This window comes from Stenotrophomonas sp. ZAC14D2_NAIMI4_6 (genome assembly GCF_003086875.1).
In the GTDB taxonomy this organism is placed as follows: domain Bacteria; phylum Pseudomonadota; class Gammaproteobacteria; order Xanthomonadales; family Xanthomonadaceae; genus Stenotrophomonas.
The window spans coordinates 1,524,057-1,547,080 of the sequence record NZ_CP025996.1 but is presented as its reverse complement, the minus strand read 5'-3'; the positions used below and the strand labels follow the sequence as shown (position 1 = coordinate 1,547,080).

The window sequence follows — 23,024 nt, the reverse complement described above, 5'->3', positions numbered from 1 at the left end:
CCGGCGGCCTCAGAGCTTGAAGATGGAATCGACCGACGCCGTGGACGAGGAGTCCGTCGCGGTATCGGTAGCGAAAGTGGTGATCTGGTAGATGGGCGTGACCGGATCCAGCGGCTTGCCCATCGACAGCGAACCGCCGCCGATCACGCAGGTATCGATGCGGCGCACGTTCACCGCCTGCACGGTGGTCAGCGCGCGGTCGCGGCCCCAGCCCACCGGATCGAAGGCGATATCGCAGTTGTCCTGGATATCGCTGGCCACCAGCGGTGCATCGGCAGCGGCGGCGGTGCGGTTTGCGATGGCTTCCACCGCGCGTTCGCTGCGCCGGGTCACGCCTTCGGCATTCTGGAAGGCGATATTGGTAGCCAGGTAGTTGGACGCCATCTTTTCCTGCATGCCTGCCACCTGCATGCCGGCAATGCCGATCAGCGCCAGCAGGATCAGCATGATCAGCGCGACGTACAACACGGCACCGCGCTGCTGGCGGGGCATCGGACGGATGCGGGCTCGAGCGTTCATGGCATCAGTTCCCGAAGAGGCGGTTACGCAGGGCAATGGTGGATTCGTAGGCGGCGCGGTAGCGCGCGTCGTTCGGCGTGGACGGCGCGAAGCCAACGCCGAGCATGCGCGGGTAGCGCAGCGCATCGGTGGCCGCTTCGGCCTGCGAGGGCTGCGGGCTGCGCGCCAGGATGCCGACCTGCACCTGGCCCACGCGCCGCCACTGCGCCGCTGCCGCTGCGTTGGTGCCGGTGGACACGCCGCTGGCAATGGCCACGGTGGTGATGTTGCCGGTGGGCGGGGTGGTGCTGGTGATGGCCGCAGTGCTGTCCAGGCCGAACAGCAGCTGCAGGTTCTCGATGCCTTCCACCAGTTCTTCGGCGGCGGCGTAGCCGTCGGCACCGTCCGAGCGCGCACGCATCAGCGCCGGTTCGCCGGTGGTACCGGAGGTACCCACGAAATACACCACCGATTCGGCGCGGTAGATCATGGTCTGGCCGGTGGGCTGCACGGTGTAGCGGTCCAGGTTGGCGCCGCTGGCGGTGACCTGGCCTTCAACGTAGGTGCCCTTGAACACGTTCACATGGCTGCAGTCGGCCACGCCGAACAGCGTGGGCGCGGTCACGCCACCTTCCAGCAGGCGCTTGCCGAGAGTGCCGTCGAAGCCGACCACGCTGTTGGCGCCGGGCGCCAGCGCGGTGACCGGTACGCCTTCGGCGGCCAGATAGCGCAGCACCAGCACATCACTGCCATCGCGCGGCTTGAGTGCACTGATCGAACTCGGCAGGCCCGTCACCGCCGGCCAGCTGCCACCGACGGTCAGGCTGGTGCCTGGCCCGGTGCCCGGGGCCTCATAGCCCTGGATGCTGACGCTGAAATCCAGCGGATGGCCCGAACCGGTGGCGGCGCCGGTGTTGATGGTCGGGTCGCCCTCGCCCTTCACGAAATGCGCCTGGTCGTTCACGCAACCGAAGTGGCCGGCCATGCGGATGTCGCGCTGCAGGAACTCCAGCGCGAAGCGACCGTTTTCCTGTGCGCGTGCATTGCCTTCGGCCAGCCGCGAGGCGGTGCGCGAGGCGATGAACACCTGCACCACGCCCAGCATCAGCACCAGGCCGATGACCATGGCCACCATCATTTCGATCAGCGACAGACCGGCGGCGTGGCGGCGGGAGGACAGGTGCGCGCTCACAGCTGCGATACCAGGGTGAAGGTGGTGCGGGCGTTGGGATCCTGCGGATCCCAGCGCTGGTCGCCCCAGGCGATGCCCACCGTGACCCGGCCGTTGGCGTTGAGCACGGTGGCGCTGGCGCCCTCGCCCAGCGACTGCACCACCTGGCACTGCCAGCGGGTGATGTTGCTGGCCACGCCCTGGTCGGCGCCGAGCACGCGGGTGCACGAACTGGCGCTGACCGAGTTGGCCGCGAAGCTGGCGCCGGTGTACCAGCCCGCCTGGTAGCGGTTGCTGCGCATCTGGTCCAGCAGGTCGTAGGCCAGGTTGGTGGCCTGGGTGCGGTAGTTGGCGCTCTGCACGAAGCGCACGTTCATGGTCTGCAGCAGGGCGAAGCCCAGCAGGCCGAAGCCGAGGATCAGGATGGCGATCAGCACTTCCAGCAGGCTGAAGCCGGCCTGGCGCCGCGAGAACGAGGGAAGACGACGGCTCATTGGCAGGCGGCCTTGGTGGAGGTGATCTGGCCTGCCGCGTTGACGGACAGGGTACGGCGCTGGGGATCGCTGCCGCATTTCACTGGCTGCAGGGTGATCTGCTGGGTGGCGGCCGCGCGGCGGCGACCGCGGGCATCGAAGGCGACTTCGGCCGCCGGGCCGGTGACGGTGACCGAATCGGAGGTGACCGAGACGAAGCGCAGCACGCCCTCGTTGGCGCCCTTGCTGCCGTTGCCGTCCACGTCGGCCCAGGCCAGCATGCCCGAGCGCCAGGCGCCATCGCAGCTGCTGCCGTCGGAGCTGCCGCAGACCCCGCCGCCGCGCTTGTTGCGCACGGCCTCGCTGCGGGCCAACGACAACAGGCCGGTCATTTCATTGCCGGCCGAGGCGATGCGGTTGGAACGGATGGTGCTCTGGAAACTCGGAAACGCAATGGTGCCGAGAATGGCGACCACCGCGATGGTGACCATCAACTCGACCAGCGTGAAGCCGTTGGACCGGCGCAGTTTCATTGGACGCTCCCCAGCGTGTTGGTTGCCACGATGGCGCAGCCACCGGCCGCCGGCAAGCGGCGGCAGGATGAACGGTCAGTTCCGGGCGATGGGCGTCAAAGGGTTGACACGCCAGCGTGCCGGACGGGGGTCAGAGCCCCTGCGGGGATCCGACCCCGGATCGGTGCAATGGGGTCGGATCCCCGCAGGGGCTCCGACCCCGGCCGGTCAGGCCAGCACCTGGTAGCAGGGCTGGTATTCGCCGGAGATCTTCATCCGGCGCTGGTCCACGAACGCGCGCAGCAGCGCGTCCAGGGCCTGCATCATGTCGGCGTCGCCATGGATCTGGAACGGACCGAACTCCTCGATGCGGCGCATGCCGTCTTCCTTCACGTTGCCGGCCACGATGCCCGAGAAAGCCCGGCGCAGGTCGGCTGCCAGCGCGTGCGGGGCACGGCCGTGGTGCAGGTCCAGCGCAGCCATCGCTTCGTGGGTCGGCACGAACGGCTGCTGGTACTCCCACGGAATCTCGATGGACCAGTTGAAGAAGAACGAATCCTTCTGCGCCAGGCGGTACTCGCGCACCTGCTTGATGCCGCTGGCCATCTTCTTGGCCACGGCCACCGGGTCGCCGATGATAATCTCGTAACGGTCGGCAGCGGCATCGCCCAGGGTCAGGCGGATGAAGCGGTCGATCTGCTCGAAGTACGGCGCAGCCACGGTCGGGCCGGTCAGGATCAGCGGGAACGGCAGGTCCTTGTTTTCCTCGCGCAGCAGGATGCCCAGCAGGTACAGGATCTCTTCGGCGGTTCCGACGCCACCGGCGAACACGATGATGCCGTGGCCGATGCGGACGAAGGCCTCCAGGCGCTTCTCGATGTCCGGCATGATGACCAGGTGGTTGACGATCGGGTTCGGCGACTCGGCCGCGATGATGCCCGGCTCGGTCAGGCCGATGTAGCGGGTGACCGTCTTGCGCTGCTTGGCATGGGCGATGGTGGCGCCCTTCATCGGGCCCTTCATGGCGCCCGGGCCGCAGCCGGTGCAGATGTCCAGGCCGCGCAGGCCCAGCTCGTAGCCCACCTGCTTGGTGTACAGGTACTCGTCGCGGCCGATCGAATGGCCGCCCCAGCAGACCACCAGGTTCGGGTCGCCCGGGTTGAGGATGCGCGCGTTGCGCAGCAGGCCGAACACAGCGTTGGTGATGCCTTCGGACGATTCCAGCTCGGCCGCGTAGGCCGGGCCCATCTCGATGGCCATGTAGGCCAGGTCACGCACCACCGCGAACAGCAGCTCGGCCACGCCGCGGATGATCTCGCCGTCGACGAAGGCCATCGCCGGGGCGTTGACCAGGTCGATGCGCACGCCGCGATCCTGCTGCGCCACCTGGATGTCGAAATCGGGGTAGAGATCACGCGCGGCGCGCGGATCGTCCGAGGCACTGCCACTGGTCAGCACGGCCAGTGCGCAGCGGCGCAACAGCTCGTGCATGCCGCCGCCGGAGGCATCGCGCAGGCGCGCCACTTCGGCGCGCGACAACACATCCAGCCCACCACGCGGGTAGATCCGCGCATCCTGCACCGGCAGCGCACGGGCTGCCTTTTCGTTCGTGGTCATATCCAACTTTTCGCTTCCTTCAAGGTTTCCGACTGTACTGCCGCCCCCTTAAAAAGCAAAACGGCCGGGAAACCCGACCGTTGGATGCGTGCTGACCGCGTTCACCGTTGCTGGGACCGCCGTTGCGGCGATGGCGCCGCGCACGTGTCTGGATGCTACGCCGAAGCCAAACGCCCCGCAAGCACTTTCGACTGAACGGAAAACGGCCGGGTTTCCCCGGCCGTTTCCGTGTGCAGCAACTACGTCAGTTCATCAGAACTGGTAGCGGAAGCCCAGCTGCAGCGACCACTGCGAGACACCGACGTCGAAGCCGTCTGCGTCTGCGTTGGCCACGGTCGGGGTGTCCGCGCCGCGGTAGTTGTACACGTACTTGCCCTGGTACATGCCCTGCAGGGTGGCCACACGGCTGTCGGCGAAGAAGCCGTAGTCGTAGATGTTGCCCCACTTCTTGTTCAGCATGTTGCCGATGTTCTGCACGTCCAGCCAGATCTCCGACTTGTGGCCCTTCATGAAGCCCGGCAGCTGCTGGCTGATGCGCAGGTCGAAGGTGTTGATCCAGCCGGTACGGAACTGGTTGGCACCCGGCGTGGTGCCGGCGTACTTGGCCAGATCCGGGTTGGCGGCCAGCCATGCGAAGAAGTTCTTTTCCATGGCCGCATCGGCGGTGAACTGGCCATTGGCTGCCAGCGTACCGAACAGCACGTCGCCCGGGCCCTTCGGCACGTAGAACAGGTCGTTGGCGCTACGGCCGTCGCCATTGGCATCGTTGACGAAGACGTAGCTGTACGGACGACCGCTACGGCCTTCGTACACCAGGCCGACCTTGGTTTCGTAATCGCCGAAGAACTTGTGCTTCCAGTTCAGCGAACCCGACAGGCGGTCACGGATCTGGTAGCGCGAGGTGTTCTCGATTTCGGTGTTGGCGTCGAAGGCGTACTGGTAGTTCCAACCCGAGCTGGCGGTGGAGCTGGTCAGCGAGCCGACTTCGGTCGCATCGGTGTAGGTGTAGCCGATGTTCCAGGACCAGTCACTGGTATCCGACCACGGCTTGCTCAGCGACGCGGTGAACTGCGAAGTGCGGCCCTTGTCGGTGTTGGTGATCAGGTAGACGTTGTTGTAGTTGGCACGGTTGCGGCCAAAACGGGCGTCGCCCGAGGTCCAGGCGCCGTTCTTGCTGGCGCTGTAGAACATGTCACGACCATCCGGACCCTGGTACTGCACCGGACCCAGGTTCAGGTTCTGGTAGTACAGGCCGTCCTTGACCTTGGTGACCAGCAGTTCGGCCGAGGCCACGATGCCGTACCACGGGGTTTCGTGGTCGAAGGCCAGGTTGGCCTTGTAGGTCGACGGCATGCGGAAGTCATTGCCGACGAAGTTGACGTTCTGCACGGCCGAACCTGCGCCCGCCGGAACCGGCTGGCTGTCCTTGTCCGGGCTGAAGACCAGGGTCGGATCGTAAACGGTGCGGTTGTAGACGCTGGTGTTGAAACCGGTCGCCGAGTAGCTGTTGCTCAGCCACACCTGCGGGGAATCACCCTGGAACAGGCCCACGCCGCCGCGCAGCTGGGTCGGGCGCTCGGTGTCGAAGGTGTAGTTGAAACCGAAGCGCGGCTGGACCAGGAACTTGTTGTTCAGGACCTTGCTGTTGTTGTAACCGAAGAAGGTCGAGGCCGGTGCGTTGTAGGCCGGTGCCGGGCTGGTGTCCGGACGGTCAGCGCGCAGACCCAGGGTCAGGGTCAGGTTGCTGTTGACGTACCAGGTGTCCTGCACGAACAGGGCCAGGTTGCTGTACTTGTAGTCAGCGGCGATCGAACCAGCGCTGCGCTCCGGGGCGTAGTCGTAGGTGCTCCAGATACCGTTGGCGAAGTTGTTCAGGCCATAGAAGGTATAGGTGCCCCACGAGTTGGCGCCGTAGTAGTTGTAGATGTCATTGGTGTCGTAGGAGGCACCGAACTTGACGTCGTGGTCACCCAGGGTCAGGGTGCCGGCGGCGTAGTAGTTCCACGCCTTGGTCTCGAGGATGTTGTCCTGCGAGTTGACTTCCGTACCCAGGTACAGCGAGTCACCCGACGGCGCAGCCTGGGTGCCGCCGAAGTAGATGCGGATGCTGGGCGCGTTGGTGTTGACGGCACGGATGGCCGAGTACTCGCGGTACGAAGCCTTCAGTTCGGTCGAGAAGTTGTCGGTCCAGTCACTGAAGACCTGGGCAACGTAGCTTTCGTTGGTCTTGTTGTGCTGGTACCAGTACGAGTTCAGCGAAGCCGAGCTGGTGGTCATGCCGTTGATGCGCAGCTTGCTCTGGTCGATCTTGCTGTAGCGCACGCTGGCACGGTGGTTGTCGCTGATGTTCCAGTCCAGCTTCAGCGCGTACTCTTCCATGTTCGTGTCGCCATTGCTTTCCAGGCCACCGGCGTCGATGCCGTAGCCCTGGGCAATTTCCTGCGCACGGGTCACGTCCGCCAGGGTGAACTGGCCATTGGCCTTGCCCAGCGGCGTGGTCGACAGGTCAGCACCCGGTGCGGCCTGTTCGAACTTTTCGTAGTTGGCGAAGAAGAACAACTTGTCCTTGACGATCGGGCCGCCCAGGGTCATGCCGTAGGTCTTTTCCTTGGTGAAACCATTGAAGGGCTGGCCTTCCGGGTTGTCACCGAACCAGTCGCCGTCACGGTAGGTGCCGTAGACCGAACCGTGGAATTCATTGGTACCGGACTTGGTGACCGCGTTGACGGTGGCACCGGCGGCGGCAGCGATGCTGACGTCGTAGTTGGACAGGTTGATGTCCAGCGCTTCGATGGCTTCCATGGCGACCGGCTGGCGGCGGGTCGGCATGTTGTTGCCTTCCAGGCCGAAGGTGTCGCTGGCCGACACGCCGTCGATGTTCACCGAGTTGTAGCGCGGGTTCTGGCCACCGGCCGAGATCGAGCCCGAGGCGCGATCAATGAAGGTGACGCGCGGATCCAGACGCATCAGATCCTGGATGTTGCCGCCGATGGACGGCGCAACTTCGATCTGCTGCTGGCTGAGGTTGGTGCCCGAGCCCATCTTGGTGGCGCTGAACACTTCCGAGCCGCCGCCGACAGCGGTGACCTGCACGGTGTCCAGGTTGGTCGCGCCGGCCAGGTCACCGGCCAGGGTGGCGTTGATGGTGCCGGTCTGGTTCACGCCCAGGTAGACGCCATCTTCGGTCTTGGTGCCTTCACCCGGCTTGGTGATGGTGATGGTGTACGGACCGCCCACGCGCAGGCCGCGCGCGTTGTAGCGACCGGCCGCGTCGGTGGTCGCACGCGAGACGGTGCCCGACTCACTGTGGGTGATGGTGACTTCAGCGCCGGCAACGGGCTGGCCGCTGCGGGACACGACCTGGCCGCCGACACCGGCAGAGGTGCTCTGGGCGAAGGCGGGGGCGGCGGCAAGTGCAGCCACGAGACCAAGGGTGAGCTTGGACATCCGGAGTGGGTGGGTCATTTTTCGGTAGCCTCGATGCGAGTTGGCGATGGCGGAAAAAAAGCGCATCCAAACAGCCTTGCGGGCGGCTGCTCGGAGATTTATCTGGGGTTCCCTACCGTGAACGGCAGCTGCCGCAACGGTTAACACTAGATTAACACGCTATCCGATGAATGTGACGGTTGTGCGACAAACGGCACCGGATCGCAACGCTATCGTGACGGAATCTTCATTCCGGCCTGTCGCTTGCTTAACGGGATAGTGTGTCCGCGCGGGCGTCAAGCACCTGACCCCGCCAGGGGTGGCCGGCGGCGGACAGCAGCGCGACCGCGGCCTCGGCTGCCGTTTCCGGCCCTACCGCGCTTGCGTCCTGGTCGATCGAGTAGGCACGGGCGCGCAGCGCCGTGCGCAGGGGGCCGGGGTACAGCCCTGCCACCCGCACCGGGCCCTTGGCCAGTTCATCGTGCAGGCTGGCGATCAACCCGCGCAGCCCATGCTGGGCCACGCCATAGCCACCCCAGTAGGCCTGCCCTACCCGCTCAGGCGCATCCACGGCGAACACCAGGGCGGCATCCTCGCGCTGGCGCAGCAGGGGCAGGCAGGCCTGGGCCAGCCAGGCCGGTGCGGTGAGGGTGACATGCACGGCGCGGGCGAAACTGGCCGGGTCGGCCAGTTCAAACGGGGTCAGGCCGGGGAAATGCGCGGCGCACACCAGCACCCCGTCCAGGCGACCCAGCTCGCGGCCGATGGCCTGCGCCAGGTCGGCGTAGTCGTCGGGGCTGGCCCCTTCCAGATCCAGCGGATACAGCAGCGGCTCGGGGCCGACGGCCTGCACCTGGGCATAGACCCGGTCCAGGCGGCGCGGCTTGCGCCCCAGCAGGACCACTGTTGCACCGGCCCGGGCGGCAGCGACTGCGGCGGCACTGCCCAGCCCTCCGCCGGCGCCGGCCACCAGCACTACGCGGTCCCGCAGGGGACGGCCGTCGAGCGCCGTATCGGTCGACGTCGACGGCCAGGCACTCATCCCTGGGTGGCCTCTTCGACGATGCGCTTGAGCTCGCCGGCCTCGAACAGTTCCATGATGATGTCGCAGCCGCCGATCAGCTCGCCGTTGATGAATAACTGCGGGAAGGTGGGCAGGTTGGAGAAGCGCGGCAGGTTGGCGCGGATCTCCGGCTCTTCGAGCACGTTGACGGTGCGCAGGGACACGGCGCCCGCGGCCATCAGGGCCTGCACGGCGCGGCTGGAAAAGCCGCACATCGGGTATTGCGGGGTGCCTTTCATGAACAGCACGAGCGGGTAACGATCCACCTCGGCCTGGATTTGCTGCATTACCGCCACACCTCACTCCTTGCTTCGCCGGACAAACCGACCGCGGTGGTCGGCTAGACTGCCCACGGTAGCCGCCATTGTATGCCGATGGTACCGGCTGCCACCGCTCCCTGACCACGAACCTGTCCATGTCTGTCGAACTGCCTGCCCTGCCCTACCTTCCCGGCTCCCTGCAGCCGCACCTGTCGGCCACCACCGTGGAACTGCACCACGGCCGCCACCATCGCGCCTACGTGGACGCGGTGAACGCCGCCATTGCCGGCACCGAATGGGAAGAGGCCACGCTGGATGACATCGTGCGCCAGACCCAGGGCGCGTTGTTCGACGCCGCCGCCCAGGCCTGGAACCACGGCTTCTACTGGCAATGCCTGCGCCCGCGCGGCGGCGGCGAACCGCAGGGGCGCCTGGGCGAGCTGGTGAAGCGCCAGTTTGGCGATGCGCAGCGCCTGCGCGAGGAATTCAACCGCGCAGCGCTGGGCCTGTTCGGCTCGGGCTGGGCCTGGCTGGTGCAGCACCCTGGCGGGCAACTGGGCATCCAGGTCACCCGCAATGGCGGCACGCCCCTGACCGGCGACAGCACGCCACTGCTGTGCTGCGACCTGTGGGAACACGCCTACTACACCGACTACCAGAACGAGCGCGCGCGCTATCTGGACGGGTTCTGGCAGCTGGCGAACTGGGAATTCGCCGAAAGCCAGCTGCGCTGAGGCGGACCGCCGGGCATGGCCCGGCGACGCCGCACGCCTCACGCGTTCTCGTGCGCGGCCACTGCATCCATCACCCGCGCCGAATAGACCAGCGCGGCGCCGGCATTGAGCGACACCGCCACACCCAGCGCCTCGGCAATCTCTTCGCGGCTGGCGCCCTGCTTCAGCGCCGCATCCACGTGCACGGTGATGCAGCCGTCGCAGCGGGTGGTGACCGCCACTGCCAGCGCGATCAACTCGCGGGTCTTCGCATCCAGGTGGTTGGTCTGCGCGCCGGCATTGGCCAGCGTCGCGTAGCCCTTCAGGGTGTCGGGCGAGAGCTTGCCGATCTCGCCGATGCGGCCCTTCAGTTCCTTGCGGTAAGCGTTCCAGTCGAGCATGGCGGTGACTCCGGGGAAAGGAGCCCCACGCTACCACCGCAGGGGTTGCGCCGATGCGTACACCGGCGCGCCACAATGTTGCAGCGCTGCGCCCGCCTCAGCGGTTGCGCAGCGCGTGTACCGCCGGGGCGACCTGCGCCTGGCGGTCCAGTTCCAGCCCGACCTGCTCCAGGGCATCGGCCAGGGCATCGGCCTGGTCGTCGCGCAGCGTGGCATGGCCCACCTTGCGGCCATCACGCGGCTGCTTGCCGTAATCGTGCCAATGGCCGCTGGCCTGGCCCAGCACCGGTGCCGGATCGGGCATGGCGCCCAGCCAGTTCAGCATGCAGGCATGGCCGAGCATGCGGGTGCTGCCCAGCGGCAGGCCCAGCACGGCACGCAGGTGGTTCTCGAACTGCGAGGTCTCGCTGCCTTCGATGGTCCAGTGCCCGGAATTGTGCACGCGCGGCGCCATCTCGTTGGCCAGCAGTTCGCCATCGCGGCAGAACAGTTCCAGGGCGAACACGCCCACATACTGCAGGTGGTCGGCCACGCGGCGCGCGTAGCCAATGGCAGCTTCGTGCTCGGCTGCGGAAAGCACGGCCGGGGCCACGCTGGCCGACAGCACGCCATCGACATGCCAGTTGCCGGTGACCGGCCAGGCCTGGAAGCTGCCATCGCGGCCACGCACGGCCACCACGCTCACTTCGCGTTGGAAGGCAACGAAGCCTTCCAGGATCAGCCCGGTGCGCTCGACCTGCGCGCCCAGCGCATCCCAAGCGGCGTCGATGTCGGCCGCGCTGCGCAGACGGAACTGGCCCTTGCCGTCGTAGCCCAGGCGGCGGGTCTTGAGGATGCACGGCAGACCGAACTCGGCGGCCTTCGCGGCCAGCTCGTCACGGCTGCGGATATCGGCAAAGGCAGGCAGCGGAATGCCCAGTTGCTGGAACAGGGTCTTCTCGCTCAGCCGGTCCTGGGCCACCGCCAGCGCGGCCGGCGGCGGGTAGACCGGCACGCGGTCGGCCAGGAACTGCGCACTGTCGGCCGGCACGTTCTCGAAATCGAAGGTGACCACATCCACCTTGGCGGCGAACGCGGCCAGCGCCTGGCGGTCGTCGAAGGCGGCGACGGTGAGTGGCGCCAACGGCCCACTGCAGGCGTCGGCCGCCGGATCGAACAGTTCAAAGCGCAGGCCCAGCGGCGCACCGGCCAGGACCATCATGCGGGCGAGCTGGCCGCCGCCCAGGATGCCGACGGTCAGGTTCATTGGCGCGGGTCGTCGTGGGCCATCACGTCTTCGGTCTGGCGGGTGCGGAACGCCTCCAGCGCCTGGCCGATGGCCGGCTGGTCGCTGGCCAGCATGGCCGCGGCGAACAGCGCGGCATTGGAGGCGCCCGCATTGCCGATGGCGAAGGTGGCCACCGGAATGCCGGCCGGCATCTGCACGATCGACAGCAGCGAATCCATGCCGTTCAAGGCCTTGGACTGCACCGGCACGCCCAGCACCGGCACCGCGGTCTTGGCCGCGATCATGCCCGGCAGGTGGGCAGCACCGCCGGCACCGGCGATGATCGCGCGCAGGCCGCGCGGGCCGGCTTCTTCGGCATAGCTGAACAACACGTCCGGCGTGCGGTGGGCCGAAACCACCTTCACTTCGAACGGAACACCCAGGGCTTCAAGCTTCTGGGCCGCGTGCTGCATGGTTTCCCAATCGGAGCGGGAACCCATGACGATGCCGACGAGCGGCGTGATCGGGTTGGGGGTCATTGGCCGTCACCTACCTTAAAGACGTATTCTAGCCGTCTTCCACGCAAGACGAAGAACCATGGATCGCAAGCTGCTTGACCTGCTGGTGTCGCCCGATACCCGCCAGCCCCTGTCCCTGCTGGATGGCAAGGGCCTGGAAGCCCTCAACAAGGCCATTTCCGCCGGTGCGGTGAACAAGGCCGATGGCAACCCGCTGGCCCAGCCGCTGCGCGAGGCCCTGGTGACCCGCGACCGCAAGCAGGTGTTCCGGGTAGACGACGGCATTCCGGTACTGCTGGCCGAAGAGGCCATCCCGACCGCGCAGATCGCCGACTTCCCCGCCGCATGAGTACCCTGCCGACGCCGGATGCGGCCCTCGTCGCGGCCGATGTCGCCCGCGCGTTGGCCGAGGATCTGGGCAGCGGTGACGTCACCGCCGCCCTGCTGCCTGACCAGCCGGACAGCGCCTACCTGCTGTGCAAGCAGGATGCGGTGATCTGCGGCCGGCCGTGGTTCGACGCCACCCATCGCGCGCTCGATCCGCAGGTCCGCATCGACTGGCAGGTGGACGAAGGCGCGGTGGTCAAGGCCGGCACCGTGTTGGCCCTGCTGAAGGGCCGCAGCCGCAGCCTGGTCAGCGCCGAGCGCACCTCGCTGAATTTCCTGCAGACCCTGTCCGGCACCGCCACCACCACCGCCCGCCACGTGGCGGCCGTGGCCGGCACCGGCACGCGCATTCTCGATACCCGCAAGACCCTGCCCGGCCTGCGCCTGGCGCAGAAGTACGCGGTGCGCTGCGGCGGGGGCGACAACCACCGCTTCGGCCTGTACGACACGGTGATGCTGAAGGAAAACCACATCCGCGCCGCCGGCTCGCTGCCGGCCGCGGTGGCGGCCGCACGCCAGCAGTGGCCGCAGTTGCCGCTGGTGGTGGAAGTGGAAGACCTGGAACAGCTGCAGCAGGCCCTGCAGACCGGCTGCGAGCGCATCCTGCTGGATGATTTCAGCGCCGACCTGCGGCGCGAGGCCGTGCGCATCACCGCCGGCCGCATTCCACTGGAAGTATCAGGCAGCGTGGGCCTGGACGGCCTGCGCGCCATTGCAGAAGACGGCGTCGACTGCATTTCCATTGGCGGCCTGACCAAGCATGTGCAGGCGATCGATCTGTCACTGAAGCTGGGCCCGCCGCCGCGCTGAGGCCTGGCATGGGGTCAGATCCCTTTCCCATGGGAAAGGGATCTGACCCCGTTCTCACACCCTGCGTTCACGACGGCACTGCGACGCTGCGGCCATCCGCTACAGGAGCCGCGCATGCGCCGGATGCTGTTGCCTGCCTGCCTGCTGCTGGCCGCCGCGCCGCTGTCGGCCGCCGCCGCCGAAGCCTGCGACGTGCCACCCCGCTATGGCCTGAGTCCGCTGGCGATCTCCATCCGCAACGCGGCCTGCAACGAACACCGGCTGTGGTACCGCGCCTTCATCGACCGCGAAGGCCGTGCGGCCAGCCTCACCGTCACCGAGGCCGAGAGCGGCTACCTGGCCGACAACGGCCTGGTGGCCTGGCGGCGCGTGGCCGCCTACTGGCGTGACAGCGGCACCTTGAACGCGATGGGCAGCATCGACGGCGCCAGCAGCTGCCTGGCACCCCTGGGGGTGCGCTACACCGACAGCGACTGCCGCGCCTTCCTGGTCGACAACCCGTGGTCGGCCGCCTTCATTTCCTGGGTGATGGTGCGCGCCGGGGTGCCCGGCTTCACCACCTCGCCGCGCCACATCGACTACATCCGCGCTGCCTACCAGGCCGGCCCGGCCGGCAGCCCGTACCGGCTGCTGGACCCGGCCACCGCCAAGCCCGCCCCCGGCGACATGCTGTGCTTCCTGCGCGACCGCAGCAGCACCCTCAGCTACAGCGGGCTGGTGCAGGCACTGGGCAACGGCTCGGTGGGCCACTGGAAATCGCATTGCGAAGTCGTGGTGGCGGCCAACCTGGGCGGCGACCAGACCCTGTACCTGGTGGGCGGCAACGTGATGAACACCGTGGCCATGCGCCTGCTGCAACTGGATCGCAGCGGGCGCATCCAGCTGCCGCCGGCACGCTCGCATGACACCACCGGCATCGACCCCAGCTGCACGCCGGGGCGCGAAGACGAGTGCAGCTTCAATCGACAGGATTGGGCGGCGCTGCTGCAGCTGAATGTAGCGGCCCCGTTGCCGGCACAACCGGCGTTGTCGCCACTGCCTGTGCAGGCGGCGCCGAGCCGCTGAGTGGCACCAGCCTGCAGCGCCCCTCGCCCTGCGCCGGGGGCTGTGCAGGAAACCGATCCTGCGGCAGCACCTGCACCGGCGTGGTCACCACCATGCCGTCGTCGTAGTGCAGTTCGACGAACGAAGCGCTCCAGCCGCGCGTTGGCACGGCCAGTGGTGGCGACACCCCGCCCTGGTCGTTGAGTTCAAGCTCGGCCGATTCATACGCGATGCCGCAGGCGCGGCGGAAATCGCGCGCGTGCGGGTTGTGCGCCTGCCACAGCAGCGCGCGGCGCGGCCGTTCGCCCTGCGCCCGCACCTGCAACTGGCCCTCTTCGGCGTTCCACTGCGAATCGATCTGCGGCAACCCCCTGCCGGTGCGCCAGCGGCGCAGCGTCGGCAGCAGCGCATCGGCGGTGAAGCGGCGGATGCCGCCGTGATCGCTGTTCGGCGCCATGCGCAGGGCCGTCGGTCCCTGCAGCGCGCGCAGATAGTGCGACGTCGCATCCGGCGGAAAGAAATCGTCGCCGCTGGCGTTGACCAGCAGCTTGGGCAGGGCCAGCCGTGCTGCCCGTGGCCCGTCCAGGTGCGTGTACGGGTCCACGATGCGCATCAGATCTGCGAAGCCGTCGGTACCGATCTCGGCGGTGATGCCGTGGTCGACATACGGTTGCAGCGCGATCGGCCAGCGCCCGGCGTGCACGCTGCGGATGTGCGGTGCCAGTGCCTGCCAGTGCATGTCGATCACGAACGGTGCCAGGTGGCTGACCCGATCGTCCACCAGCGGCAGCAGCCAGGTGATCCAGCCGCGCTTGGACGCGCCGGTGACGATATAGGACGGGCGTTGAACCGCTGGCAGCTCGCGGTCGGCCAGATCCAGCGCGCGCACTGCGGCTTCCGTCATCGGTACGTGCAGGGGCCAATGCGCGGGGCGCGCCGGGTCGTCCAGATAGCGGCGCCAGGTGGCAGCCACCAGATCATCTTCGGTGCGCAGCGCGGTGTCCCCCGGCAACGCCATGGCCTGCGGCGGCACATCGGCAAGCGACACCACCGCCATGCCCAGCGTGCGCACCAGCGTTTCCAGCACCTCGGCCGGCAGGTCGGTGGCCGCTCCGGCCGGGCGCCCGCCGCCGTCATGGGCCACGCCATTGTTGATGACCAGCAGGGCCGGACCGGGTTGCGGCGCATCGGGCTGAAGCACCTCCACCCGATGGCGCCAGGTCGCCCCCTGCTGCCGGTCAGGCCAGCGCTGCGACTGCAGCGTGAACTGACGCCGCTGGCCACCCGGGAAGGACGAGGTTGCGCCCCGAGCGTACAACAGGGCCTGCCCTGGCTGCGGCTCCGCACCGACGGCACCTTCTGCGGACGATGCGCATGCCGCGCCCATCAGCATCACCATCACCACCGTCCTCGCTCTGTGCATTCGCCGCCTCGCCGCCTGTAGGAAAGCACCGACCCTGCCCGTGTGGCGGCGGCGCTTCGAGAGGCAATGGCGACAGCGTTGTCAGCGCGGTGTCCAGCGATGCAGTCGCTGGCCGGCCCACGGCCGCTTTCAGCCCGGAAACGTCACGGTGCTTGATCCCGGCCCGCTTCGCCGCCATCTTGGCTGCATCGACTTCAGACATTCCACGCCATGCCCACCCTGCTGTTGTTGCTGATCGTTGGCGGTATCGTCTATTTCTTCTGGAACGCGGCGCGTTCGGCCGCCGAGCGCGCGGTGGAACTGGGTCGCAATGCCTGCCGTGCCGCCGACGTGCAGTGGCTGGACCAGGCGGTGCATGCCACCGGCCTGCGCCTGTCGCGCGGCGAGGATGGCCGGCTCGGTTTCGAGCGCACCTTCAAGTTCGAGTATTCCTACGATGGCATCGATCGCCATGTCGGGCGCATGGTGCTGCGCGGCGACCAGCTCATCTCGTTCACTGGGCCGGGCGCGGCGCGGATCAGCAGGATCCGCGCGGATGTGGATGAGGCCGAGGATGTGTAGGCGGTAGCGCCGGGCTGTGCCGACCAACGGTCGGCACCCACATTTATTTGACCACGCGCAGGGTCGGTCGGCCCTTCGGCGGCGGGTTGGACGGCGGCGTGTCGTCCGGCGGGGTGTCGCCCTCGTGCAGCGGCTCGTCACTGGCAGCGGTCGCTTCGGCACCGGGAATATCGTCCGGCAGTGCCATGCCCTGCCCGGTTTCGCGCGCGTACACCGCCAGCACCGCGCTGATCGGTACCTGCACCGGGTAGCTGGTGCCGGAGAAGCGCGCCGAGAAGCTCACCATCTCGTTGTCGATCATCAGCCGCACCACCGCACGCTCGGCGATGTTCAGCACCACGCGCCCGTCCTTCACGGCCGAAGGCGGCACCTGCACGCCGGGCACGCCGGCGTCGACCAGGATATGCGGGGTCAGCTGGTTGTCGTTGATCCATTCCACCAGGGCCCGCAGCAGGTACGGGCGGTGGCTGGTCATGTGGAAGAAGTCGTCGGTCATGCGTGAAGTGTACGCGCACGACGCCCCTGTCGGGGCGCATCACGGCACGCCGGTGGGCGTGCAGACGGGAACTGCGGCAATCGCCTAGACCGGCAGGTCGCGCAGCTTCTTTTCCTGATCGGTCAGGCTGCGCACGAACCCGGGGTGGCGGAAGATACGGTTGCCATAGTCTTCGATGGCCTTGCCATCCTTGGGCAGCGGCACGTCCAGCGACTGCAGGCGCCAGATGATGGGCGCCATCGCGCAGTCGGCCAGGCTCATTTCCGGGTTCAGGAAGAACTTGCTGGCCTTGAACAGCGGCAGCGATGCGGTCAGCAGTTCCTTCAGGCGCTTGCGGCCAGCTTCGGCCTGGGTCTTGTTGCCCAGCTGGATGGCCTGCACCTGCGGCACCCAGTCGTGCTCGATGCGCAGCATGGCCAGGCGGATGCGGGCACGCGACAGCGGATCGACCGGCATCAGCGGCGGATGCGGGTAGCGCTCATCCAGGTACTCACTGACCACCGAGGCGGCGTACAGCACCAGTTCGCGCTCTACCAGGGTGGGCACCGAGTGGTAGGGATTGAGATCGATCAAGTCTTCCGGCGGGTTCTGCGGATCGACCGGCACGAAATCATAGGTCACGCCCTTGGCCGCCAGGACCAGACGCACCCGATGGCACAGGACATCGTCGTTCGAGGAAAACAGCGTCAGTGTATTGCGCATGCGTACGCTCGCCGCCATCAAAGGCTCTCCCACGACAGGAGACCGCCTGCCGTACCGGCGCCACCAGCCCCTTGCCGGTGGTCGACTCCTGCCCGAGTGTGCAACCGGGCATCACAAAAGCCAATAGGCTTGAGGCAATGCCTCGCCCGGCTCAATGCACGTCCTTCCAGTATTCCTTCTTCAGCAGATACAGCAGGAAGGTCAGCAGGGCCAGGAACAGGATCACCCATACACCCAGCTGCTGGCGCTTCAGCGCGGCAGGTTCGCCAGCGTATTCCAGGAAGTTGGTGATGTCGCGCACGGCCTGGTCGTACTGCCCGGCATCCACGCTGCCGGGGCTGTCGATGCGCAGGCCGGTGACCGGCGGGTCCATGCCCGGCGCTTCGGCCTTGCCATGCACCGCGTGCTGCAGCCCCTGCATTTCCCACAGCGGGTTGGGCATGGAGGCATTGGGGAACACGGTGTTGTTCCAGCCCAGCGGACGGCTGCTGTCCAGGTAGAAGGACTTCAGGTAGGTGTAGATCCAGTCGCTGCCACGCACGCGGGCGATCAGGCTGAGATCGGGCGGCATCTTGCCGAACCATTTCTCCGCCTGCTCCTTGGGCATCGCCACCGGCACCGGATCGCCGATGGCCGAACCGGTGAAGTTGAGGTTGTTCATCACCTCTTCCTCACTCAGGCCCAGGTCCTGGCCCATGCGCGAATAGCGCAGGTACTTCAGCGCGTGGCAGCCGGAACAGTAGTTCATGTACAACTGCGCGCCGCGCTGCAGCGACGCGCGGTCACCCAGATCGTTGCCGGCCTGCAGCAGTTTGGCGCCACCTTCGGCGGCGTGGGCCAGGCTGCTGCCCAGCACCAAGGCGGCCACCAGGGCCAACCGGACAATCCAGCGCTCAGTCATGCGTGGTCACCCTTTCCGGTACCGGCTTGGTCTTGTCCAGCCTTGTCCATAGCGGCATGGTGATGAAGAACGCGAAGTACAGGAAGGTCAGCACCCGCCCGACATAGGTCTCGTGCGCGTCGGTGCCTGGGCCGGAGCCGATCACCCCCAGCCACACGAAGCACACGGCGAACACTCCCAGCAGCACCTTCGACAGCAGACCGCGGTAGCGGTAGGACTTGACCCGCGCGCGGTCCAGCCACGGCACCAGGAACAGGATCGCGATGGCCGAGAACATCACCAGCACGCCGCCCAGCTTGTTGGGCACCACGCGCAACATGGCGTAGTACGGGGTGTAGTACCAGACCGGCTTGATGTGTTCGGGCGTGACCAGCCGGTTGGCTTCGGTGAAGTTGTCGTGTTCCAGGAACAGCCCACCGAAGGCCGGGGCGAAGAAGATGATGAAGGCGGCGATGACCAACAGGAAGCCCACGCCGACGCCATCCTTCAACGTGTAGTACGGGTGGAACGGAATGCCATCGGCCGGCGCGTTCGGCGACCAGCGGTTGCCCTTGGGCCCCTTTTTGATCTCCACGCCGTCGGGGTTGTTAGAGCCCACTTCGTGCAGCGCGCCCAGGTGCAGCACCACCAGCAGCAGCAGCACCAGCGGCAGGGCGATCACGTGCAGGGCGAAGAAGCGGTTCAGCGTGGCATCGCTGGGCAGGTAGTCGCCCATGATCCATTCGGTCAGGCCGTTGCCGATGACCGGGATGGCGCCGAACAGCGAGATGATGACCTTGGCGCCCCAGAACGACATCTGGCCCCAGGGCAGCACGTAGCCCATGAAGGCTTCGGCCATCAGCACCAGGTAGATCAGCATGCCCAGGATCCACACCAGTTCGCGCGGCTTCTGGTAACTGCCGTACAGCAGGCCGCGGAACATGTGCAGGTAGACCACGATGAAGAACAGCGAGGCCCCGGTGGAATGCATGTAGCGGATCAGCCAGCCCCATTCCACATCACGCATGATGTATTCGATGGAGGCGAACGCTTCGGCGGCGTTCGTCTTGTAGTGCATGGTCAGGAAGATGCCGGTGACGATCTGGTTGACCAGGATCAGCAGCGCCAGCGAACCGAAGTAGTACCAGATGTTGAAGTTCTTCGGCGCGTAGTATTCGCTGACATGCTTGCGGTAGACCGGCATCAGGCCGGGCGCGCGCGCATTGACCCAGTCGGCCACGCCGCTGGCGGTACGGCTGAGGATGTTGCTCATCAGGCAGCCCCCTGCGGATCGACACCGATGATGACGGTGTTGTCGTCCTGGTAGTGGTGCGGTGGCACCAGCAGGTTGATCGGCGCCGGCACGTCCTTGAACACGCGGCCGGACATGTCGAAGCGCGACTTGTGGCAGGGGCAGAAATAGCCGCCCTTCCACTGCGGATCGTAGGGTTCAGGGCGGATCTCGGCGACCATTTCCGGCGAACAGCCCAGGTGCGTGCACAGCCCGACCAGCACCGAGATTTCCGGTTTGATCGAACGCAGCTCGGGGTTCTGCTTCAGCACGTACTCGGGCTGCTGGTCCTTCTCGCCCGATTCGGGATCCTTCAGGCGGCCATCGAGCCCATGCAGCGCATCCAGGATGGCCTTGGAGCGCTTGACGATCCAGATCGGCTGGCCGCGCCACTCCACGATCAGGCGTTGGCCTTCCTGCAGCGCGCTGATGTCGGCCACCACCGGTGCGCCGGCAAGCTTGGCACGGGCACTGGGGTTCCAGGACTTGATGAAAGGAACAGCGGTGAAGCCGACGCCGACGGCACCCACCACGGCAGTGGTGGCAGTAAGAAAACGCCGACGTCCGGTGTTGACTGGATCGTATACCCCATCGTTGGCCATCCGGCACTCCGATATTGATTAGGTAGCTTTAAGGCTGCCAGCGGATCCGGTGGGGGCCAGAGCCGCATTGAATCGTGGTCGAGTGTAGCGGAACCGTCGCGCGCCACACAACGCGGTGCAACAAAATCTTGAACGTGTGCCGACAGCCCGCCGGCACCTACTGCTTTGTCAATGCCGTGCGGTAGCGATCGGCCAGCTGGCCGACCCGGCGCACGTAGTACTGGGTTTCACTGTACGGGGGGACGCCGCCATGGCGGTCGACCGCACCCTCGCCGGCGTTGTAGCCGGCGGCGGCCAGGGTCAGGTCGCCGTTGAAGCGCTTCAGCAGCCACGCCAGGTACTGCACGCCGCCACGGATGTTCTGGCTGGCATCGTAGGAATCGGCGACACCGAAGCGCGCCGCGGTGGGCGGCATCAGCTGCATCAGCCCCTGTGCCCCGGCGCGGCTGAGCGCGGTGGGGTTGTAGGCCGATTCGGCATGGATGATCGCGCGCACGATGGCTTCTTCCACGCCGAACTCACGTGCGGCCGAGGCGATCTCGGTCTGGAACGAGGTCGTGTTGAGCCGCACGCTGCCGAAATCGACGCGCGGATTGACCCCGCAGGCGTAGCAGCGTTCGATGAAGCTGTAGCGGATGGTCCGCACCGGCCCCAGGTTGGCCACCTGCGCTGGCCGCGCACTGGTGTAGTGGCGAACCCCGTCCTTCATGTACGAATAGACCTGGCCACTGACCGTGCGGCCCGCACGCGGTGTGGCCACAGGTGCTGTGCTGGGGGCGACTGCCGGGCTGGCGGCACTGGCGGCCACGGCGACCGGATTGCGCTCGGCGCTGGCCACCGCCACCGGTGCGGCGGCAGGCGTAGGCGTGGGCGTGGGCGTGGGCGCTGGCGTGACCGGGCGTGTTGGACGACTGGGCTGACGCGTGTAGCTGATGGTGGTGCAGCGCGCACCGGCCACCCGCTTGCTGACATAGCTGGTGACCCCGTCAGCGCCTTCGCACTTGTACAGGGTGCCGGCGCTGGCCGGCGCAGCGGTCAGCGCAGCGATGATGATCGCCGTTATCCCCAGTCTCCCCTTCATGGGCGCGAGTGTCCCAGCTTCGCCGGGCCTTGCCAAGCGCCACGGCTCAGTCCGTGACCGTCGGCACAGCCAGCAGCTGGCTCAACCCGCCCAACCGCTCGGCCAGTTCCTGCCGAAGCGTTTCCGGGGTGGTCCACAGCGCCAGCGGCAGGCGGTCCAAGCTGAGGATCTGCGCCAGCATCATGCCCCGACTCTCGGCCCCCATGCGCAGCAGGCAGTGCCGTGGCCCATCGGCCTCCAGCACCCCGCACCAGGGCGGAATGCGACTTTCAAGCTCGGCCTGGCTGCCGGCCAGGCGCAGGGTGGCCTGCAGGGCGAACGGCGCCTGGCTGACGGCCTGGCGCACCATCACGTCCGGCGGCGCCGGTGTGCGTCGATGCAGGCCGGGTTCGGCCAGCGCCTGCACCGCCCCCATCCGGTCCACCCGCAGGGTGCGCCAGTCCTGCCGCCCCAGGTCCCAGGCCAGCAGGTACCAGCGCCGGCCGTAGTTCACCAGGTGCTGGGCCTCGACCTGGCGCTGGGTGACCACGTCCTGTGCGCTGCGGTACTCGAAGGCCAGCCGCGAGGCCTGCCGGCAGTGCTGGGCCAGCCGCCCCAGCAGGCGCGCGTCGGTGGCTGGCAGCTCGTTCAGCGTGGCGGTGGCGGCGTGTACTTCACCGGCCTGCTGGCGGCGCCGGGTCGGCACCAGGGGGTCGAGCTTGGACAGCAGGCCGCGCGCGGTGTCGTCGATGCCGGACACCGTGGCCGAGGCCGCACGCAGGGCAATGGCCAGGGTGGTCGCCTCTTCCTCATCCAGCAGCATCGGCAGCACCGGGGCGCCTGAGCCCAACCGGTAGCCGCCGCCGACCCCGGCCGAGGCCTGTACCGGGTAGCCCAGCTCGCGCAGGCGCTCGATGTCGCGGCGGATGCTGCGCCGGTCCACGCCCATGCGCTCGGCCAGCTCGGCGCCCGACCAGTGGCGTCGGGCCTGCAGCAGGGCGATCAGGCGCAGCAGTCGATGGGCGGTATGGCGCATGAAGGATCAAGGACAGAAGTCGTCCGCGATTGTGCCCCAGCATGGCCCCACGGTTCACCCCTCTTACTGCAAGGAGCACGACCATGTCCTCACGCCTGATCACCCTCTACCACGCCGCCCGTTCACGCTCGAGCGGCGCCGTGGCCCTGCTGGAAGCGCTGGGGGCGGACTACCGCCTGCACGTGCTGGACCTGAAGGCCGGCGCCAACCTGGCCCCGGCCTACCTGGCCATCAACCCGATGGGCAAGGTGCCGGCCATCGTCCATGGCGGTGCGCTGGTGACCGAACAGGTGGCCATCTATCTGTACCTGGCCGACCTGTACCCCGAAGCCGGGCTGGCGCCGCCGATCGGCGATGCCCTGCGTGGCCCCTACCTGCGCTGGATGGCCTTCTACGGGGCCTGCTTCGAACCGGCGATGATCGACCGCGCGATGCACCGCGACCCGCCGCCGCACGCGTTCTCGCCCTACAACGACGCCGACACCGTGCTGGAGGTGATCGAGGCCCAGCTGGCGCAGGGGCCGTACCTGCTGGGTGACATCATGAGTGCCGCCGACGTGCTGTGGGGCAACGCGCTGCAGTGGACCACCGCGTTCGGCCTGGTGAAGCCGGCGCCGGCCACGGCCGCGTTCATCGCCCGCATGGCGGAACTGACCGCGTTTGATCGCTCGCGGCAGATCGACGCGGAGCTGGTGGCGGCCTGACGGGGGTAGATCCACGCCATGCGTGGATGCCCCGCCCGCCGCGCCTGCGGGATGGAATGCAGCCAGGCATGGCCTGGCTCTACTGGGACGGCGGGCTGCGTGGAACGTGGGTCGCGGCGCATCCGGCATTCCGGCGGGCGGTGCGGGATACGGGTAGAATTGCCGCCTT

25 protein-coding genes are annotated in these 23,024 nt (G+C 67.4%); 6 read left to right on the top strand and 19 right to left on the bottom strand.

What is annotated here, in order from left to right:
- Positions 1 to 9 precede the first annotated feature (9 nt).
- From C1933_RS07060 to grxD, 8 genes are all read right to left on the bottom strand, one after another.
- Complete coding sequence (locus tag C1933_RS07060) at positions 10 to 519, bottom strand: PilX N-terminal domain-containing pilus assembly protein (protein WP_108752689.1); 510 nt, start codon at positions 517 to 519, stop codon at positions 10 to 12.
- 4 nt (positions 520 to 523) lie between these two features.
- Positions 524 to 1,690, bottom strand: a complete 1,167-nt coding sequence (locus C1933_RS07055; protein WP_108752688.1) for a PilW family protein — start codon at positions 1,688 to 1,690, stop codon at positions 524 to 526.
- Positions 1,687 to 2,163, bottom strand: a complete 477-nt coding sequence (gene pilV / locus C1933_RS07050; RefSeq protein ID WP_108752687.1) for a type IV pilus modification protein PilV — start codon at positions 2,161 to 2,163, stop codon at positions 1,687 to 1,689. The genes C1933_RS07055 and pilV overlap by 4 nt, the downstream gene beginning before the upstream one ends.
- Positions 2,160 to 2,675, bottom strand: coding sequence for a GspH/FimT family pseudopilin (locus C1933_RS07045; protein ID WP_108752686.1), 516 nt, complete (start codon positions 2,673 to 2,675; stop codon positions 2,160 to 2,162). The genes pilV and C1933_RS07045 overlap by 4 nt, the downstream gene beginning before the upstream one ends.
- A gap of 207 nt (positions 2,676 to 2,882) precedes the next feature.
- A complete protein-coding gene (gene ppnN, locus C1933_RS07040; protein WP_108752685.1) occupies positions 2,883 to 4,271 on the bottom strand; it encodes a nucleotide 5'-monophosphate nucleosidase PpnN in 1,389 nt (462 codons plus the stop codon).
- A gap of 252 nt (positions 4,272 to 4,523) precedes the next feature.
- On the bottom strand, positions 4,524 to 7,736 hold the full coding sequence (locus C1933_RS07035) for a carboxypeptidase regulatory-like domain-containing protein (RefSeq protein ID WP_234414671.1): 3,213 nt from the start codon (positions 7,734 to 7,736) through the stop codon (positions 4,524 to 4,526).
- 229 nt (positions 7,737 to 7,965) lie between these two features.
- Positions 7,966 to 8,739 carry an SDR family NAD(P)-dependent oxidoreductase gene (locus C1933_RS07030; protein WP_108752683.1) on the bottom strand — a complete coding sequence of 258 codons (774 nt, stop codon included), beginning with the start codon at positions 8,737 to 8,739 and terminating at the stop codon, positions 7,966 to 7,968.
- Positions 8,736 to 9,056 carry a Grx4 family monothiol glutaredoxin gene (gene grxD / locus C1933_RS07025; RefSeq protein ID WP_108749163.1) on the bottom strand — a complete coding sequence of 107 codons (321 nt, stop codon included), beginning with the start codon at positions 9,054 to 9,056 and terminating at the stop codon, positions 8,736 to 8,738. Before grxD ends, C1933_RS07030 begins: the two co-directional genes overlap by 4 nt.
- A gap of 119 nt (positions 9,057 to 9,175) precedes the next feature.
- Here grxD and C1933_RS07020 point away from each other — a divergent pair, with 119 nt between their 5' ends.
- Positions 9,176 to 9,754: a superoxide dismutase gene (locus C1933_RS07020; protein ID WP_108754766.1), complete on the top strand. Its 579-nt coding sequence runs from the start codon at positions 9,176 to 9,178 to the stop codon at positions 9,752 to 9,754.
- 38 nt (positions 9,755 to 9,792) lie between these two features.
- Here C1933_RS07020 and C1933_RS07015 read toward each other — a convergent pair whose 3' ends face one another.
- From C1933_RS07015 to purE, 3 genes are all read right to left on the bottom strand, one after another.
- On the bottom strand, positions 9,793 to 10,134 hold the full coding sequence (locus C1933_RS07015) for a carboxymuconolactone decarboxylase family protein (RefSeq protein ID WP_108752682.1): 342 nt from the start codon (positions 10,132 to 10,134) through the stop codon (positions 9,793 to 9,795).
- Between the two features lie 97 nt (positions 10,135 to 10,231).
- On the bottom strand, positions 10,232 to 11,380 hold the full coding sequence (locus C1933_RS07010) for a 5-(carboxyamino)imidazole ribonucleotide synthase (protein WP_108752681.1): 1,149 nt from the start codon (positions 11,378 to 11,380) through the stop codon (positions 10,232 to 10,234).
- Positions 11,377 to 11,880 carry a 5-(carboxyamino)imidazole ribonucleotide mutase gene (purE, locus tag C1933_RS07005; RefSeq protein ID WP_108752680.1) on the bottom strand — a complete coding sequence of 168 codons (504 nt, stop codon included), beginning with the start codon at positions 11,878 to 11,880 and terminating at the stop codon, positions 11,377 to 11,379. The genes C1933_RS07010 and purE overlap by 4 nt, the downstream gene beginning before the upstream one ends.
- 58 nt (positions 11,881 to 11,938) lie before the next feature.
- On the opposite strand from purE, the gene C1933_RS07000 reads away from it, so the two are divergent.
- The 3 genes from C1933_RS07000 to C1933_RS06990 all read left to right on the top strand — a co-directional run bounded on the left by C1933_RS07000 (position 11,939) and on the right by C1933_RS06990 (position 14,121).
- Positions 11,939 to 12,208: a Trm112 family protein gene (locus tag C1933_RS07000; protein ID WP_005408847.1), complete on the top strand. Its 270-nt coding sequence runs from the start codon at positions 11,939 to 11,941 to the stop codon at positions 12,206 to 12,208.
- The gene (gene nadC / locus C1933_RS06995) at positions 12,205 to 13,056 is read left to right on the top strand and encodes a carboxylating nicotinate-nucleotide diphosphorylase (RefSeq protein ID WP_108752679.1); all 852 of its coding nucleotides are present in this window, start codon (positions 12,205 to 12,207) and stop codon (positions 13,054 to 13,056) included. Before C1933_RS07000 ends, nadC begins: the two co-directional genes overlap by 4 nt.
- Before the next feature lie 114 nt (positions 13,057 to 13,170).
- Complete coding sequence (locus C1933_RS06990) at positions 13,171 to 14,121, top strand: DUF2272 domain-containing protein (protein WP_108752678.1); 951 nt, start codon at positions 13,171 to 13,173, stop codon at positions 14,119 to 14,121.
- Here C1933_RS06990 and C1933_RS06985 read toward each other — a convergent pair.
- Positions 14,015 to 15,487, bottom strand: coding sequence for a PhoPQ-activated protein PqaA family protein (locus C1933_RS06985; protein WP_234414669.1), 1,473 nt, complete (start codon positions 15,485 to 15,487; stop codon positions 14,015 to 14,017). The two genes, C1933_RS06990 and C1933_RS06985, sit on opposite strands and share 107 nt — an antisense overlap.
- Before the next feature lie 246 nt (positions 15,488 to 15,733).
- On the opposite strand from C1933_RS06985, the gene C1933_RS06980 reads away from it, so the two are divergent.
- A complete protein-coding gene (locus C1933_RS06980; RefSeq protein WP_108752676.1) occupies positions 15,734 to 16,084 on the top strand; it encodes a DUF3301 domain-containing protein in 351 nt (116 codons plus the stop codon).
- A 43-nt stretch (positions 16,085 to 16,127) separates the two neighbouring features.
- On the opposite strand, the gene C1933_RS06975 is transcribed toward C1933_RS06980, so the two are convergent.
- From C1933_RS06975 to C1933_RS06945, 7 genes are all read right to left on the bottom strand, one after another.
- A complete protein-coding gene (locus C1933_RS06975) occupies positions 16,128 to 16,580 on the bottom strand; it encodes a ClpXP protease specificity-enhancing factor (RefSeq protein ID WP_108752675.1) in 453 nt (150 codons plus the stop codon).
- 84 nt (positions 16,581 to 16,664) lie between these two features.
- Positions 16,665 to 17,300, bottom strand: coding sequence for a glutathione S-transferase N-terminal domain-containing protein (locus C1933_RS06970; RefSeq protein WP_075674863.1), 636 nt, complete (start codon positions 17,298 to 17,300; stop codon positions 16,665 to 16,667).
- A gap of 133 nt (positions 17,301 to 17,433) precedes the next feature.
- Positions 17,434 to 18,183 (bottom strand): cytochrome c1, encoded by a 750-nt coding sequence (locus C1933_RS06965; protein WP_108752674.1) that lies wholly within the window; start codon positions 18,181 to 18,183, stop codon positions 17,434 to 17,436.
- Complete coding sequence (locus tag C1933_RS06960) at positions 18,176 to 19,435, bottom strand: cytochrome bc complex cytochrome b subunit (RefSeq protein ID WP_108752673.1); 1,260 nt, start codon at positions 19,433 to 19,435, stop codon at positions 18,176 to 18,178. Before C1933_RS06960 ends, C1933_RS06965 begins: the two co-directional genes overlap by 8 nt.
- Complete coding sequence (gene petA / locus C1933_RS06955) at positions 19,435 to 20,055, bottom strand: ubiquinol-cytochrome c reductase iron-sulfur subunit (protein WP_108749154.1); 621 nt, start codon at positions 20,053 to 20,055, stop codon at positions 19,435 to 19,437. The genes C1933_RS06960 and petA overlap by 1 nt, the downstream gene beginning before the upstream one ends.
- A 157-nt stretch (positions 20,056 to 20,212) precedes the next feature.
- Positions 20,213 to 21,136 carry a lytic transglycosylase domain-containing protein gene (locus C1933_RS06950; RefSeq protein ID WP_108752672.1) on the bottom strand — a complete coding sequence of 308 codons (924 nt, stop codon included), beginning with the start codon at positions 21,134 to 21,136 and terminating at the stop codon, positions 20,213 to 20,215.
- 46 nt (positions 21,137 to 21,182) lie between these two features.
- Positions 21,183 to 22,151, bottom strand: coding sequence for a WYL domain-containing protein (locus C1933_RS06945; protein WP_108752671.1), 969 nt, complete (start codon positions 22,149 to 22,151; stop codon positions 21,183 to 21,185).
- A gap of 83 nt (positions 22,152 to 22,234) precedes the next feature.
- On the opposite strand from C1933_RS06945, the gene C1933_RS06940 reads away from it, so the two are divergent.
- Entirely contained in the window at positions 22,235 to 22,855 is a 621-nt protein-coding gene (locus C1933_RS06940; protein ID WP_108752670.1) for a glutathione S-transferase, read from the top strand.
- Positions 22,856 to 23,024: the final 169 nt, after the last annotated feature.